The organism is Hoeflea prorocentri (assembly GCF_027944115.1).
GTDB classification, from domain to species: Bacteria; Pseudomonadota; Alphaproteobacteria; order Rhizobiales; family Rhizobiaceae; genus Hoeflea_A; species Hoeflea_A prorocentri.
The window spans coordinates 3,968,643-3,983,563 of record NZ_JAPJZI010000001.1 but is presented as its reverse complement, the minus strand read 5'-3'; the positions used below and the strand labels follow the sequence as shown (position 1 = coordinate 3,983,563).

Annotated in this window: 15 protein-coding genes; 11 read left to right on the top strand and 4 right to left on the bottom strand. The window is 56.7% G+C overall.

The genetic code is table 11. The features are described 5' to 3' along the window. Positions 1-92 precede the first annotated feature (92 nt). From OQ273_RS18720 to OQ273_RS18705, 4 genes are all read left to right on the top strand, one after another. Positions 93-1,328 carry a TRAP transporter substrate-binding protein gene (locus OQ273_RS18720; RefSeq protein ID WP_267992315.1) on the top strand — a complete coding sequence of 412 codons (1,236 nt, stop codon included), beginning with the start codon at positions 93-95 and terminating at the stop codon, positions 1,326-1,328. 78 nt (positions 1,329-1,406) lie between these two features. After that, a complete protein-coding gene (locus OQ273_RS18715; protein WP_267992313.1) occupies positions 1,407-2,075 on the top strand; it encodes a TRAP transporter small permease in 669 nt (222 codons plus the stop codon). A gap of 10 nt (positions 2,076-2,085) precedes the next feature. After that, complete coding sequence (locus OQ273_RS18710; RefSeq protein WP_267992311.1) at positions 2,086-3,447, top strand: TRAP transporter large permease; 1,362 nt, start codon at positions 2,086-2,088, stop codon at positions 3,445-3,447. 27 nt (positions 3,448-3,474) lie between these two features. Further along, the gene (locus OQ273_RS18705; protein ID WP_267992308.1) at positions 3,475-4,251 is read left to right on the top strand and encodes an IclR family transcriptional regulator; all 777 of its coding nucleotides are present in this window, start codon (positions 3,475-3,477) and stop codon (positions 4,249-4,251) included. 7 nt (positions 4,252-4,258) lie between these two features. Here the strand turns inward: OQ273_RS18705 and OQ273_RS18700 are convergent, their stop codons facing one another. From OQ273_RS18700 to OQ273_RS18690, 3 genes are all read right to left on the bottom strand, one after another. After that, positions 4,259-5,509: a glycosyltransferase gene (locus OQ273_RS18700; RefSeq protein ID WP_267992305.1), complete on the bottom strand. Its 1,251-nt coding sequence runs from the start codon at positions 5,507-5,509 to the stop codon at positions 4,259-4,261. Further along, entirely contained in the window at positions 5,506-6,495 is a 990-nt protein-coding gene (locus tag OQ273_RS18695) for an NAD-dependent epimerase/dehydratase family protein (protein WP_267992304.1), read from the bottom strand. The genes OQ273_RS18700 and OQ273_RS18695 overlap by 4 nt, the downstream gene beginning before the upstream one ends. Before the next feature lie 186 nt (positions 6,496-6,681). Beyond that, a complete protein-coding gene (locus OQ273_RS18690; protein WP_267992302.1) occupies positions 6,682-7,152 on the bottom strand; it encodes a hypothetical protein in 471 nt (156 codons plus the stop codon). 190 nt (positions 7,153-7,342) lie between these two features. Between OQ273_RS18690 and OQ273_RS18685 the strand changes: the two genes are divergently transcribed. Next, positions 7,343-7,504, top strand: coding sequence for a hypothetical protein (locus tag OQ273_RS18685; RefSeq protein ID WP_267992300.1), 162 nt, complete (start codon positions 7,343-7,345; stop codon positions 7,502-7,504). 28 nt (positions 7,505-7,532) lie between these two features. Here OQ273_RS18685 and OQ273_RS18680 read toward each other — a convergent pair whose 3' ends face one another. Continuing rightward, positions 7,533-8,564: a LacI family DNA-binding transcriptional regulator gene (locus OQ273_RS18680; protein WP_267992298.1), complete on the bottom strand. Its 1,032-nt coding sequence runs from the start codon at positions 8,562-8,564 to the stop codon at positions 7,533-7,535. A gap of 270 nt (positions 8,565-8,834) precedes the next feature. Between OQ273_RS18680 and OQ273_RS18675 the strand changes: the two genes are divergently transcribed. The 6 genes from OQ273_RS18675 (at position 8,835) to iolG (ending at position 14,893) form a co-directional block, all read left to right on the top strand. Continuing rightward, complete coding sequence (locus OQ273_RS18675; RefSeq protein ID WP_267992296.1) at positions 8,835-9,788, top strand: substrate-binding domain-containing protein; 954 nt, start codon at positions 8,835-8,837, stop codon at positions 9,786-9,788. Between the two features lie 222 nt (positions 9,789-10,010). Continuing rightward, entirely contained in the window at positions 10,011-10,961 is a 951-nt protein-coding gene (locus OQ273_RS18670) for an ABC transporter permease (protein ID WP_267993149.1), read from the top strand. Positions 10,962-10,973: 12 nt separating this feature from the next. Continuing rightward, a complete protein-coding gene (locus tag OQ273_RS18665; protein ID WP_267992294.1) occupies positions 10,974-11,777 on the top strand; it encodes an ATP-binding cassette domain-containing protein in 804 nt (267 codons plus the stop codon). Positions 11,778-11,861: 84 nt separating this feature from the next. After that, on the top strand, positions 11,862-12,866 hold the full coding sequence (locus tag OQ273_RS18660; RefSeq protein WP_267992292.1) for a Gfo/Idh/MocA family oxidoreductase: 1,005 nt from the start codon (positions 11,862-11,864) through the stop codon (positions 12,864-12,866). Next, entirely contained in the window at positions 12,863-13,822 is a 960-nt protein-coding gene (locus OQ273_RS18655) for a sugar phosphate isomerase/epimerase family protein (RefSeq protein WP_267992290.1), read from the top strand. Before OQ273_RS18660 ends, OQ273_RS18655 begins: the two co-directional genes overlap by 4 nt. A 69-nt stretch (positions 13,823-13,891) precedes the next feature. Then, the gene (gene iolG, locus OQ273_RS18650; RefSeq protein WP_267992288.1) at positions 13,892-14,893 is read left to right on the top strand and encodes an inositol 2-dehydrogenase; all 1,002 of its coding nucleotides are present in this window, start codon (positions 13,892-13,894) and stop codon (positions 14,891-14,893) included. Positions 14,894-14,921: the final 28 nt, after the last annotated feature.

Sequence of the window (14,921 nt, the reverse complement as noted above, 5' to 3'; positions counted from 1 at the left end):
GCAACAGGTTTATTTGGGCTTGCACCTTTAGAGCATAGTGTGTATTTTTGAGATCGCAAGTCTCATTTTTGAAACTGTCTTGGGAGGACGTAATGAAGGTTTCGAATGCGCTGGGCGCGATATCGCGCCGCGATCTGTTCAAGCTAACGGGTCAATTCGGTATCAGTTCCACGCTTATGGCTGCAGGCGGTCTGGGAGGCGCCATCAGCCTTTCTTCGTTGGCCCAGGCGGCCGAATCCACTTATGAGAAGCGGTTTTCAAAACCCGCAAAACACACTCTGAAGTTTGGTGCGTCCGGATTTAACGCCCGCAACCTGCTCATTGAGCGGGCCGGCTGCCTGGAGTTTGCCCGCGATCTCGAGGAGCGGACCGAAGGTGAAATTCGCGTTGAGTTCATTGGCGACAACCAGATCTGTGGTCAGTTGAACTGTGTGGAAAAGACACAACTCGGCATCGTCGATATCTATGCCGCTTCGACACAGAACTCGGCCGGCGGTGCTCCTTATCTGAACGTGCTTGACTACGCCTTCATGTTCCCGGGCCGTGCCTCGCAGTACTATTTCCTCTACAGCCCGGAAAGTCAGCGTATCCTGCGCGACCCGCTGGAGAAGCGTCACGGCCTGAAGTTCCTCTTCAGCCATTGTGAACTGCGTGGTATCCAGCTTGGCCTGAAATACGAGAAAGAGCCGACGGTCACCAAGCTTGAAGAGCTCTTTGGCACCAAGAACCGCGTGACCGGCACGCAGCTCGGCCGCATCGCCATGCAGCTCCTGAACCTCAACCCGGTTCCGATTGCGTGGGAAGAAACCCTCGATGGGCTGAAGCAAGGCCTCATCGACGGCGCCGAAACCTGGGCTTCTGCGGTGGCTTACGCGAATATGTCGCCGGTGGTCTCGCAGTCCGTTGATCTGAAGTTCTTCTGCGGCACGGAACATACGTCCATGTCCGCCAAGGTCTTTGACGCCATGGATGCGCATCTGCAGGACGCCATCATGGAATCGGCCTATCTGGCGCAGGTCCATGTCCAGGCGGCCAACGAGGCGGCGCTGGTCAAGACCGTCGGTTTCTCCGATCCCCAGTTGCCGGACACCTTGTTCGTTGAAAACAACGTCCGCCCGGCCTTCCTGCCCGAAGACCAGATCAAGATGGCTGAGGAGATGTGTTCGCCGGAGTTCAACCCGGAGCCCTGGGCGGCCTGGCGCGAGCGTCTGAACAACTGGGCCGGCGGAATCGATACCTACACCGATATCCATCGCGTTGCCCGTGAGGTGCCGGCTGACATGAAGCCTGAAAATGTCGAGCCACGCCGCTGGTGGCGTTCCTCCTGATGATGGATACTATGTCCCGGGGCCGGTAAAGCCGGCTCCGGGCTTTTTTGATAACGCATACCCGGGAGGAGGGTGGCCATGGGTTCCCTGGCGGCGGATATCGGCGCGATTTTCAGCGCTGTCCTATCGAATGATTCTTGGATGATCAGTGAGGCCCTGCGCGGCAATGGCGCCTGGGTCGTTGGCTTTTTTGCGACGCTTCTGGGCGCTGCTCTTGTGCTTTGGATCTACAAGCGTGTTCCGTTCATCGATCGGCAACTGGAACGCTCGATCATGGTATGGTCTTATCTGATCATCGCAGCGATTATCTTCGTCGAAGTGTTTCGCCGCTTTGTCCTCAGCGAACAGGCTCCCTGGTCGACAACATTGCCTCCCTTCCTTTTCCTGATCATGACCTGGTTCGGCTGCTCTTATAATGTCCGGCTCAGAACCCATCTCGCATTTGCCGAATTCCGCACCTCCATGCCTCGCGCCGGTCAGATGGCTTGTCTGACGCTGGATGCGGTTCTGTGGTTTACCTTCTGCTGGATTGTCGTCGTCACATCCACACGCGTCGTTGCCAATTCGGCGTCGAATTTCCAGATCATGCTCGGCACGGACAATGTCATGCAGTGGTGGTTCCTCGCCACCGTGCCGATCAGCTTCATACTGTTATGCGCGCGAGCGCTGGAAAATTATCTCGAAGATATCGCCAGATACAGGTCGGGCGAAAGCCTGATCAATCAGGCGGTCATCGGCGGCGAATAGGGAGGGCGACATGACAGACGGAACCTGGATTACCCTCATCTCAATCGGCGTGACGATGTTTTTCATGCTCGGCGTGCCTGTATTTCTCGTAATCGGCTTCTGGGTGGTGGGCTGCAGCTTCGTGCTGGGGCTGCCGCTCGACAATATCGGCGCAGCACTGGCTGATGTGTTCACGGACGGGTTTGCCTTGCTGGCTATGCCGCTCTTCATTCTGACCGGCGATCTGATCAACAAGTCGGGCATTGCGCGCCGCCTTTCCGATTTCGCCTATGCCTGTCTTGGCTGGATACGTGGCGGACTGGCCATGGCCAGCCTCGGTGCCTGTGGTCTTTTTGCCGCCATTTCCGGCTCCAACTCGGCAACGACGGCCACAATCGGCTCAATGCTGCATCCTGAAATGGTCAAGGGCGGTTACGATGAGCGATTTGCAGCCGCAACCGCTGCTGCCGGCGGCACCGTCGGCATTATTATCCCGCCATCGATTATCTTCATTGTCTATGGCTTCCTGATGAATCTGCCGATCTCGGAACTGTTTGTCGCCGGTATCGTGCCCGGTGCATTGATGGTCGGCGGCATGCAGCTTGCATGCTGGATCATCTGCCGGATGAACGGCTGGGGCCATTTGATCCGGCTGGAGTTCAATCGCGTGCTGAAAACCGCATTCGGGGCATGGCTTGGCTTTTTCGCGATCGGTCTTGTTTTGTGGGGCATCTACACCGGCAAGTTTTCCCCGACGGAAGCAGCCGGTGTCACCGTTGGCTTCTGCATCATCGTCGGCCTGATCTGTCTGCCCTTGCACAAGATCATGGGCTCCAAGAGCGAAGACCGCCCGCACAGCGAAAAAGGCTTTGCGGAAATGCTGGTCGTTCAGGGCTTCCGGCTGACGGAGGTGCCGTCAATTACGGCGCGCTCGGCCCAGATCACCGGCATCCTTGCGCCGCTCATTGCCGTCTCCGTCGTCATGCAGCAGATTTTGTCTGTACTTGGCGCACAGCAGGTCATTGGCGATTTTGTCACCAATATGGGCGGTTATTATGCGGTCCTGTTCACCGCAATGATCATCGTCTTCATCTTCGGCATGGTTCTTGAGAGCCTGCCGGTCACGATCATTCTCGCACCAATCCTGGCGCCGATCGCCCATTCGATCGGTGTGGAACCGGTCCAGTTCGCGGTGATATTCCTCGTCGGCGCGTCCATCGGCTTCATCACGCCGCCCTACGGATTGAACCTGTATGTGGCCAGCGGTGTAACGGGTGTTCCCTATTTCAAACTGCTCAGATATACCGTGCCCTATCTGGTGGCGCTGATCAGCGTTTGGTTCATCGTCGCCCTGGTGCCGGAATTATCGACAGTTCTGCTGCCGGAAAGGTAAGAGCGATCGGGGGTGAGTTGGTTGGATATGGCGGATCGCAGCGAAACCGGTGAAACGATCCCCACAAACCTTCGTTTGTTGATGGTGCTGGAGGAAATTGCTCGGGTCGGCGTTCCCGTAACGCCGACGACGATCAACCAGCAACTGGGATTGCCGAAGCCGACCATACATCGCCTCTTTTCAACGCTCGAAGCCGAGGGTTTCCTTCAGCGCGAAATCGATGGCCGGTCCTATACGCCGGGGCGGCGTCTGCGTGATCTGTCCATGGGGGTCCTGACCTCGCTGCGCGTCCGCACGGCACGCCTTGCCGTTCTTGACGCGCTGGCCGAGGAAATCGGCGAAACCTGCAATATCTCAGTGCCGGAGCGCGATTCGATGGTTTACATCGATCGGGTCGAGACGAAGTGGCCCTTGCGCATCCAGCTTCCCGTCGGAACCCATGTTCCATTCTATTGCACGGCAAGCGGCAAGATGTATCTCGCATCGCTCAATCCGGCGCATTTCGAGCGTTATGCCCGTTCGGCGCGCCTGGACAGGCGCACCGGTCACACAATAACCGATCCGGACAAGCTTCTCGCCGAAGTTGACAAGACCCGTGAGCGTGGTTTTTCCCAGGACGATGAAGAGTTCATGGAAGGCATGATTGCTCTTGCCGTGCCGATCCGCGATGTGCATGACCGCCTGCTGTCGACCTTGTCCTTTCACGCACCGACCCAACGTCTCAAACTGGCGGATGCCTATACCTATCTCGATAAGATGCATGAGGCCGCAGCGGAGTTATCGCGGCTGATCATCGAAGAGTAGCGTGCCCTCAGGCGTCCGCATCCTGTAGGGACCGGCGGACATTTGTGACAAGGTCATTCGTACGCCAGGCTTCTGAAAACTCAAGCGATCGCCGGGCGGCATTGGCCCCATACGTGCCGATATCGGAAGCGATCTCCACGATTGCATCCGCAAATTCCTGATCACTGGACGCGATCTTGCCCGTCTCCTCTTCGACGAACTCGCTCAGGGTGGAAATCGGCGCGCTGACCAGCGGAACCCCATGGATCACCGCATCAATCAAGATGCCCGAGCCGGCCAGAACCTGTTCCCTGGCCTGCGAATACGGAAACAGCATGACGTCACAACTCGCCAGAAGTGCTGTAAAGGCCTCCAGATCATGATCGCCCTCGACAAATCGCAACTGACCCTGCGCAATCCCCGGCAGCTCTGACAATTCCTTTCGCAGGGCGATACTGTTTTCGTCATGGGCCAGTTGGATAACAAATTCAATCTTGTTCTCAAGCGCCGTCCCGGCGACTTTCTGCATTGTCAGCCCGACAATGGCGGGTATGCGTTCAAAACCCTTGTTTCTGCGTAAATTTCCGCCCAGATAGCCGATCCTGATTTTGTCCGACATCGCTTTGCGTTCCACAGCCGGAACCGTCGGACCCGGCTGCAGGATCGCGCTGCCTATTCCCTTAATGCCGAACCGGTCTTCAAAATGCCGGCGTAGCGTTTGCGTCTCCGTGTAGATGTGAATATGCGGGTTTTCTGCCGACAGTTCGGCAAGACGTTCATAGTTCGCCGTTGCGAGCGCGCTGTCAGATTCGGGTGCATATTCCAGAAAACGCAAATGCACATGCGGTAGAGTTTCAGTCTTGCGTGAAGAAGCTACGGTGATGAGAGAACCGAGCATATCCGCCCGTGTTGTGGGTGAAATCAGATGATCGGAGGGTCCGTATGCGTCGAACAGTCTTTCAAGTTCCCGCACATAGTGTTTGCCGTTGAGCCGGTCCGCGGGTTTGCCGCCCAACCTGCGAACCGTTTGGGAAATTGTCCAGCGAACGGGCTTCATTTGCCTTTTCACGCGCTGGTTTGACAGGCGGTGCTGCTCGGTCGCGAACTCGAACCGGACATCGTCGAGGATGTTCGAGACGTCCGAGGAAGAATGCCGATGGATATAGAAGACCGCCTGATGAGGCTGCAGGGCTTTCTGCAGTGTCTCAAGGCAGGTCATGTGGTGGCCGCCATATTCGAGAAATGTCGGATCGACTATGGCGATTTTGGCATCGGTCATGCGGTTTCTGCCGCATCCTGCCCGCGCGAGACCTGATCAAAAATCCACCGGTAGGTCGCTTCGATGCCCTTTGCCAGCCCGTAGTCCGGCTCCCAACCGAGTTTCTCGCGGATCAGCCTGTTGTCCGAGTTTCTGCCTCTTACGCCGAGCGGACCGGGGATATGTCTGATCGAGAGTTTCTTGCCGGCGATGTCCATGATCAGCGCTGCGAGCTGATTGATCGAAACCATCTCTTCCGAACCGATATTCACCGGTTCCGCGAGGCTGGAATGCGTCAAGCGCAAGGTCGCCTCCACACATTCCTCGACATAAAGGAAAGAGCGGGTCTGTTCACCGTCTCCCCATATCTCAATCGTACCGCCATTGGGGGCTTCGGCAATTTTTCTGCAAAGGGCGGCCGGAACCTTTTCCCGTCCGCCGGTCCAGGTGCCGAGCGGGCCGAAGACATTATGATATCGGGCAATTCTGTTGTGCATGCCGGCATTGCGGTTGAAGGCCAGGTAAAGGCGTTCGCTGAAGAGCTTCTCCCATCCATATTCGCTGTCGGGAGCGGCCGGGTAGGCGCTGTCTTCACTGGTTATCGGATTGTTCGCATCCAACTGGTTGTGCTCGGGATAAACACAGGCTGACGAAGAGTAGAAAACCTTGCTGGTCCCGCTACGCCGCGCCGCTTCCAGCACGTTCAGATTGATGGATGCGGAATTGTGCATAACATTGGCGTCGTTCTCGCCGGTAAAGATGTAGCCGGCGCCGCCCATGTCGGCGGCGAGCTGATAGACCTCATCAAATCCCGTGTCGAAGACGCCGGCACATCTATCCTGCCTGCTCAGGTCTGCGATCTGAAAATCATCCGCCGCCGTCTTGCTGAAATCGGGATATTTCAGGTCCGCACCGCGAACCCAATGCCCCTCTTCTTTCAGTCGATTGACAAGGTGATTTCCGATAAAACCACCGGCACCGCAAACCAGTATTCTCCTACGCGACAACTGAAATACCCCAGGCACGAACCGCGATTGCTGCTGTGTTATCACAGGAGCGGGAAGGACATATTACATTAATCGCACTATGTCATTAAAAAGCAGATATACCGCATAGGTTGAAAAAAAGTCCATACAATCCTTGGTAGATATTGCCACTCATGCGTATTTTTTTGGTCACTTTGTTCGGTTCTATCACTTTGGCCAAGCGCAGCTTTGCTCGCCCACATTGTCGCATGGCTCATATATGGCGACATCGCTTTCACTGCCGTCTTCCCATACGACTTGGACAGCGATGCTTTGAGCTGTATCCGGCGCAAACCGCAATGCGATTGCCTCGGGCCCGGCGTCCGGCGGCAGAGCCATGGGGTTCTGAGGGTTGCAGTCGACAAGTGCGAACCGCTTGTCGAGTGACGTCGAATTGATGGAGTAGCGGATTTCTGAAAGCCGGCAGTGCAGGGTTTGCAGGGCGGTGAAATAAATCCACTGAGAGCCGCTGAAGTTCCGGAACTGGACCCATCCGCTCTGTCGGTTCGCGTCCAGCATGGTCTGATAGAGCTCTCGCGGCGGTATGCGTGATTTTTCCTCTGCCAACGTCTCTGCCGGAGCAAACACCGCGATCACGGCAACAGGACAAAGGCAGCGGATAAACGTGAGATCGATCATGGATTACTCCGGTCTGCGCACGGAACAAATGGTTGGGCGGCACATTTTACTTCTAAACACTTGTTTACTTATACAGTATCGGTGTTTTTTGCACGGCCCTGTTCTGCCCTGTTTTCTGATAGTCCACTGTCTTTGTATTGTTTTGCCGCACAATGAGAACATCAAACACGTCTATATCTGGTCGCTGACCTTGGACAAGCCGGTCCTGACAACACAGGCCGTCCTGTCAGACGGAGCAGGCCATGACAGGGCCCTTAAAGGCCTCGATGCTGTGTTGGCAGATGATTTCGGGGTCTATTACGTAACCATCCAGCTTGAAAGAAAGCGCCTGGACCAGGCGGGACAACATTAAGGTCTGCAAGGCAGGCCCTTGTGAAGCGTCACACATTCTCCGACGTATAGATATCGAACTCCAGCGACACATTTTGTGCCCCCGCGTCGCTTCCGTTCTTCTTTGCCTTGATCATGGTCGCGAGGGCCTTTCGCGCAAATATTTCGAACGGGTGCGAGATGACAAAGTTCAGCGTTCCGTCAATCAAGGCTGTTCGCGTCGCATCATACAGCTCATAACCGACAGTGAAGAAATCTTCCCTGCGAGGCTGGTCGCGCAAGGCCGCCAGTGCGCCGGTAATGCCGCCGCCTGATACGAAAAGCCCGCACATGTCCGGATGCTCGGCGAGCAGATATTCGGTCTTCTCACGGGCTACTGCAGCGGACTCGTAGGTCGATAGCGGCTCCAGAAGAGTAAAGCTGGGATTGTATTCGCGGAAATAGGAGCGGAATCCACTTTCGTTCAGTTCCTGGCAGCGATAACGGTGATTGCCTACAAGAATGCCGATCTTGCCGGGTTGCCTTACGATTTTGTCGAAAGCCCAGGCGGCTGTCCGCCCCACTTTCCAGTTATCAAGCCCGACAAAACTGACATTGCCCTTGGCCGAAAGCTGGGAGACCAGTGCGGTTACCGGAACACCCGTTTGCAGAACCGTATCGATAGCATTTGACAGGATCGGGTGACCGGCAGCAAGAAGCGCCACGGATTCGCAACGCTCTCCCAGATCAATCAGCCGCGCGGCGACCGTGTCCGCTGTCAGATCGTCGAGAAATTCCACGGTCAATTCGACCGTGCCGTCCAGATCCTCCGCTGCAGCACGATACAAAGCATCGCTTACCGTACGGCTGAAGGCGCGGTTGCCCTGTTGCAGAAGCACGCCCAGTTTATGAGTTTCGCGCCAGCGCTTCACTTCATGTTCAATGGAGCCGAGACCATAGAAGCCGATTTCCTCGGCAGCGCGCAAAATGCGTTCCCTCGTCGGTTGGCGTACACTGTCACTCCCGTTGACCACCCGGTTTACGGTGGACACGGAAACTCCGGCAAACTCGGCTAGATCTGGAATCGTCGGACGCTTGACCATTTTTCAATCATGCCATTTCATGTCATTTTGTCAAAGATTTGATACGAAATGAACTGAAATATCTCTAACCTGCCAAACCATATTGCCTCAACATAACGCATCCTAGCAAAATCTGGACGAGCGACCAGCACAGGAGATGCAACGTTGCTCAACGTAATTGGCTGCACCAGGGGAGGAGTGGCGACGGGAATGAACGTGTCGCCGGCCTTGGCTTGGGAAAGCCCAAAATGCCGCTTAAGACTGCAAAATAGGGAGGAAGACCCAGTGAAAATGATGAAAACCATAATGGCCGCGGCGACCGCCACGGTAATAGCAACCGGCGCCTGGGCGCAGGATATCGCCGTGATCGGTGGCTCGATCAACGATGGCTTCTGGAACATTCTCAAAAAGGGTGTTGAAGACGCAACCCTCATGGTCGAAGCCAATGGTGGCTCGGTCAACTATATGCTGGTTCAAAACTACGACAATTTTGGACCCGATCTTGTGACCCTTATCGAGCAGGCCGTTGCGCAGGACGTTGACGGCATCGCAATCCCGGTCTGGGTGCCCGAGTCTCAGATGCCTGCCCTGAAAGCCGCCCGTGATGCCGGTATCGTCATCACAATGTACAACGCCGGCCAGGACAAGATGAAGGAGCTGGACGCGCTGAACTACTTTGGCTCGGACGAATATGTCGCGGGTGTCGCCGGTGGCAAATACATGGCCGAAAACGGCGCGAAGAAGATCATGTGTCACATTCAGATCCCCGGCGCGATCAACCTCGAAGCACGCTGCAAGGGCGTCGTGGACGGGGCTAAGGAAGTCGGCAGCGAAGTTTATGTTGTGCGTGTGCCTGCCAACCTCGACCAGGACATGGTCGGCACGTCTGAGGCGTTGAAAGCTGAATTGATCGGTGACGACAGCATCGATGGCGTTGTTACCCTGGCGGCCTGGGCCTCAGACGCAGCGGCCAACGCGATCTCGGAGCTTGGCGCGACTGACCGCGTGAAGCTTGGCACGTTCGACATGAGCGCTGCGGTGCTTGATCGTATCCAGGCCGGCACCCAGGCCATGGCGATTGACCAGCAGCCTTATCTTCAGGGCTTCCTGTCAACCGCAACACTGTTTGCGCACCTCAAATTCGGCACGGAAATCATCGCAGAGCCTGTGTTGACCGGTCCCGCGATTGTCGATGCGAGCAATATCGAGAGCGCTCTCGCTGGTGTGAAGCTCGGCGCACGCTGATATAACCTCCCAAGCAACCGGCCCGGTCATTCGCATGCGTGAATGGCCGGGCCGAACGCGCAAACAGAAATAGCCGAAACTGGATCACAGGAGAGCTGTGTGGCCGACAATACCGAAACCCGAACGGCAAGCATATCTGCCGAGGCGACCACACCGCCAAACAAATCAGGCCTGTCGTCCTCTTTCGGCAACCTTTTTCGCAGACCGGAAGTCGGTGCCTTCATGGGCATGGCGGCGGTGTTCATCGTGTTTGCCTTTTTCGGTTTCGAAAAGAATTTTTTGTCCGTGATTGGCAGTTCAACCTGGGTCAATCACGCCTCGGCGATCGGCATCATTGCCATCCCCGTCGGGTTTTTGATGATTGCCGGCGAGCTCGACATCTCCGTCGGAGCGGTTTTGCCGGCATCCGCGATGACCATGGGCATCACATCCGGTTATTATGAACTGCCCATCTGGCTGGGCATGATATTCACGCTCAGCATTGCCGCATTCATCGGCTGGGTAAACGGCATGCTTGTCACACGTACGAGTGTCCCGTCTTTGATCGTCACGTTGGGCACGTTGTTTGCGGTTGCCGGCCTGACATTGAGCCTGTCCATATTGTTGACAAACACGACACAGGTCGCGCTGTATCCCCCGGATTGGGCCAAGGCCATCTTTGGCGGCCGCTATTTCGGCGGTTTCCGATCCTCTGTCCTGTGGTGGATCTTTCTGACAGTCGTCTTCATTTACGTTTTGCACTATTCGAAATGGGGAAACTGGATTTTCGCCCTGGGCGGTGACCAGGAAAGCGCCCGTAATGCCGGCATCCCGACAGACAGGCTGAAAATTGCATTGTTCATACTGGTGGCCGTTTGCACGGCGCTTGCCGGTATCTGCCAGTCAATCCAGTTCAACTCGGCCCAAAGTTCAACCAACTTCACATTGATCTTCAACACCATCATTGCGGTGGTTGTGGGCGGCGTGCTCCTGACCGGCGGCTTCGGTAGCGTTATGGGTATATTCTTCGGAACGCTGACCCTCGGAATTGTGCAGCAGGGTATCAATTTCACCAATATCGACCGCAACCTGTCCAGCCTGATTATCGGCGTCATGCTGCTGATTGCCGTTCTCATGAACGACACGTTCCGCAATCTGGCGACCAACTGGTCGACATCGAAGAAGAAGAGTTAGCGGGAGCCCAATATGTCCGACCAAACTCCGATCCTGGAACTGCGCGATGTCGACAAATCATTCGGGCCGATCGAGGTGCTGCGCGACATCAATCTCAAGGTGAGGCCCGGCGAAGTGCTGTGTCTTCTTGGCGACAATGGTGCCGGCAAGTCAACGCTGATCAAGACTCTGGCCGGAGTGCACCAGCCGACGCGCGGCGAGATACTGATGGATGGAAAGCCCGTGGTTTTCGAAGGGCCGCGACAGGCGCAGGATGCCGGTATCGCCACCGTGCATCAATTTGGCGGCACCTTCCCGCTCATGTCCATCGGGCGCAGTTTTTTTGCCGGCGTGGAACCGACAAAAGGTTTTGGTCCTCTGCAGTTTTTTGACCGCAAGAAAGCCAATGCCATCGCGGTAAAGGCCGTGCGGGATTTCGGCATCACGCGAATTGACGATGGAGACCGGCTGGTCGGTGGGTTGTCGGGCGGCGAACGGCAGTCGCTTGCCATTGCGCGTGCCGTGCACTTTGGCGCGCGTGTTCTGATCCTCGATGAGCCGACCGCTGCCCTGGGTGTGAAACAGGCGGCACACGTACTGCGCATAGTGAACGAAACGAAGCGACGTGGCCTGGCCGTGATCTTTATTACCCACCAGGTCATGCACGCGATGTCGGTCGGAGATCACTTCGCGGTACTCATCCGCGGAGCGGTCGCGGCAGATTTCCGCAAGGGCGAAAAATCCCGCGAAGAAATAACCGATCTGATGGCCGGAGGTGAAACGATGGCGGATCTGGAGGCCGCCATTGAGGGCCCTGCGGATCAGGCCCAACCTTGAGGGAACCACAAGCGGTCGCCTGATATCTGCCGGCCGTCGGGCACGGGATCGAACTGAGACGATAGTTAAGAAGGATCTCTGAGATTGACAGTTAGAATTGCCGTTATCGGCACCGGCCAAATGGGCGCGGATCATGCGAAGATCGTTGCCCGGAACCTGCCCGGTGCAAAACTGCAGGTCGTGTGTGATGCACACAAGGCCAATGCCGAAACTGTCGCCGAAAGCCTGGGGGCGGCCGACGTGGCCTTTGACGCCGAAGCGGTGATCGCACGCTCCGATGTCGACGCGCTTATTCTGGCCACGCCCGACTCGACACATGCGCCCCTGAGCCTTGCCTGTATCAAGGCAGGCAAGAAAGTGCTGTGCGAAAAACCCCTGTCGCAGTCCTCAGCCGAATGCCTTGAGGTCATGGCTGCAGAACAGGCCGCCGGCGAGAAATTCGTGCAGGTGGGCTTCATGCGCCGTTACGACCAATCCTATGTGGAGATGAAGGCTGCGCTGGCCGATGGCAAGCTCGGTCGTGCGCTGATCATGCACAATTTCCACCGCAACGTTGAAATACCGATTGACGATTTCACCGGGGCAATGGCGATTACCAACTCCGCCCCGCACGAATTCGACGTGGCGCGCCACGTTCTGGGCGTCGAATACGCCACCATCTCGGCCTATCAGCCGACGCGCTCGGACACCGCTGTCGCGCCGGTGGTGATGGTTTTGGAAACCACCGACGGCCAGCTCGTGACCATCGAGATCAACAACAACGCCGCTTACGGTTACGATGTACGGGCAGAGCTTGTCGGCGAGGCCGGCAGTATCGCCATGAACCAGGTCGCCTACACCCGCACGGATTTGGCGCTGTCAAGCGCCACCCGCTATGACGCGGACTGGCGTACCCGCTACGCGGAAGCCTATCTGCGCCAGAACACGGCGTTCCTGTCATTTGTTGAAACCGGGATTTTTCCGGAAATCGGATCCGATAGCTGGGATGGGTATTGCGCGGCATTTGTCGCCGAAGCTGGTGTGGAGGCGCTTGCCTCAGGCGCCAAGACGCCGGTGAAGATGGTTCAAAAACCGGAATTCTACTCATGAAGCTGGCATTCGTTTCAGACAGTCTGAGCGTCATGCCGCTTAACGAGTTGCTCGATAATGCCGCGCGCATGGGCGTACATGGCGTGGAAATCAATACCTGCGGATTTTCCACCGCGCCCCATTTCGATCTTGACGGCATGCTTGGCAACAGCCAGGCGCAAAAGGAATTTCGCGCCGAATTTGCCGCGCGGGAACTCGAGATTGTCAGCTTCAACGCCAACGGCAACCCACTGCATCCGGCCAGTACCGCGCATAGCGACAAGCTGAAGGACACGATCCGCGTTGCCGGTGAGATGGGCATCAGGACCGTTTGCGCCATGTCCGGCCTGCCCGCTGGAAATGCGACCGACACCATGCCCAATTGGGTTGTGGCCAGCTGGCCGCCCGAGACCCAGACCATGTTGAAATACCAATGGGAGGAGAAGCTTATCCCCTATTGGACTGACATTGCCGAATTCGCCAGGGAGCATGGCGTCGAGCGCATTGCTCTGGAAATGTTCGCAAATCAATGCGTCTACAATACACCGTCCCTGTTGAAACTGCGCGAAGCGGTCGGGCCGGTCATCGGGGCAAATCTCGACCCTTCGCACCTTTTTTGGATGGGTGCGGATCCGCTCATGATCCCTGAAGCGCTGGGAGAAGCGATCCATCATGTGCATGCCAAAGATACGCTTTTGAATGCCCCCGTGCAGGCAACGACCAGCCTTCTTGAAACTGGATCGCTAACGGATATCCCGGCGCGCAGCTGGTCTTATGTCACGCTCGGCATCGGCCATGGCGAGGAGTGGTGGCGGCAATTCTGCTACCGGCTGAAAATGGCCGGATATGACGGCTGGGTCTCGATTGAGCACGAAGACGTGCTTTTGAACTCTCTGGAAGGTCTGGAGAAATCCGTTTCGCTGTTGCGAAACGTCATGCCTGAAGCGGCGGCTGACTTTCAGCTGCAGGATATCTGAGCGCCGTTTGCGCGCTTGAAAACGATTGCCGATGCGCGGGGCGCGCATCCCGCCACGGAGGATTTTATAATGCTGAATGTTGGATTACTTGGGGCCGGTCGCATTGCTGGAGTTCACGCCACAGCGATCTCGGCTCACCGTGAGAGCACGCTTGCAGCGGTCTCGGATGTGAATATCGAGAGTGCGGAAAGGCTCGCGCAGGAATACGGCACCACGGCACGCAGCACTGAGGAGATCTTGGCCGATACGTCAATCGATGCCGTGTTGATCGCCACCTCAACCGATACGCATTCCGACCTGATCGAAGCAGCGACAGAAGCCGGTAAAGCCGTCCTGTGCGAGAAGCCGGTGGATCTGGACCTTGGTCGGGCGCGCCGGTGCCAACAGGCGATTGCCGGGCGCAATCAGCCGGTCATGATCGGCTTCAACCGGCGTTTTGACACCCATTTTGCAACACTGAAATCAGCGCTCGCCAATGGCGATATCGGCAAGGCGGAACTGCTGTCGATCACATCGTTCGACCCTGCGCCCCCGACCGTTGAATATGCAAGAGGGTCTGGCGGCCTTTACCGCGACATGATGATCCATGATTTCGACATAACCAATTTCATTCTGGAAGAACTGCCGGTCACAGTCAGCGCCGTTGGCTCGTCCCTCGTTGATCCCGCAATCGGCGCACTGGGAGATGTCGATACTGCCGTTGTGACGATGACCTATGCCAGCGGACAGATCGCAGTGATCAAGAACTCGCGCAGAGCAGTCTATGGCTACGATCAGCGTATCGAACTGTTGGGCTCCGACGGTCTCTTGCAGGCGACCAATGTGCTGGAAAACACAGTCGTTACCTCGAACAAGTCCGGCGTAACAGCCGCAAAGCCGGTCCACTTCTTCCTGGAGCGGTACATGCAGGCCTATAGCGCCGAGTGGGCGGCATTCGTCGAGGCACTCAAAACCGGAGCGTCGCCTCCGTCCACGTTGGAGGACGGCATCAACGCCTTGATGATGGCCGAGGCGGCAACGCATTCCGCAAAGACGGGTGTGCCGGTCAATCTTGACACAATGACGGCGTGAACACAGGAACAGGGAGGAACCGAAGACC

Excerpts from the sequence above, each read along its gene's own strand:
- OQ273_RS18705 (WP_267992308.1), top strand. The coding sequence starts at position 3,475 with ATGGCGGATCGCAGCGAAACCGGTGAAACGATCCCCACAAACCTTCGT.
- OQ273_RS18665 (WP_267992294.1), top strand. The coding sequence starts at position 10,974 with ATGTCCGACCAAACTCCGATCCTGGAACTGCGCGATGTCGACAAATCA.
- OQ273_RS18720 (WP_267992315.1), top strand. The coding sequence starts at position 93 with ATGAAGGTTTCGAATGCGCTGGGCGCGATATCGCGCCGCGATCTGTTC.
- OQ273_RS18655 (WP_267992290.1), top strand. The coding sequence starts at position 12,863 with ATGAAGCTGGCATTCGTTTCAGACAGTCTGAGCGTCATGCCGCTTAAC.
- iolG (WP_267992288.1), top strand. The coding sequence starts at position 13,892 with ATGCTGAATGTTGGATTACTTGGGGCCGGTCGCATTGCTGGAGTTCAC.
- OQ273_RS18675 (WP_267992296.1), top strand. The coding sequence starts at position 8,835 with ATGATGAAAACCATAATGGCCGCGGCGACCGCCACGGTAATAGCAACC.
- OQ273_RS18680 (WP_267992298.1), bottom strand. The coding sequence starts at position 8,564 with ATGGTCAAGCGTCCGACGATTCCAGATCTAGCCGAGTTTGCCGGAGTT.
- OQ273_RS18690 (WP_267992302.1), bottom strand. The coding sequence starts at position 7,152 with ATGATCGATCTCACGTTTATCCGCTGCCTTTGTCCTGTTGCCGTGATC.
- OQ273_RS18670 (WP_267993149.1), top strand. The coding sequence starts at position 10,011 with ATGGGCATGGCGGCGGTGTTCATCGTGTTTGCCTTTTTCGGTTTCGAA.
- OQ273_RS18715 (WP_267992313.1), top strand. The coding sequence starts at position 1,407 with ATGGGTTCCCTGGCGGCGGATATCGGCGCGATTTTCAGCGCTGTCCTA.
- OQ273_RS18710 (WP_267992311.1), top strand. The coding sequence starts at position 2,086 with ATGACAGACGGAACCTGGATTACCCTCATCTCAATCGGCGTGACGATG.
- OQ273_RS18700 (WP_267992305.1), bottom strand. The coding sequence starts at position 5,509 with ATGACCGATGCCAAAATCGCCATAGTCGATCCGACATTTCTCGAATAT.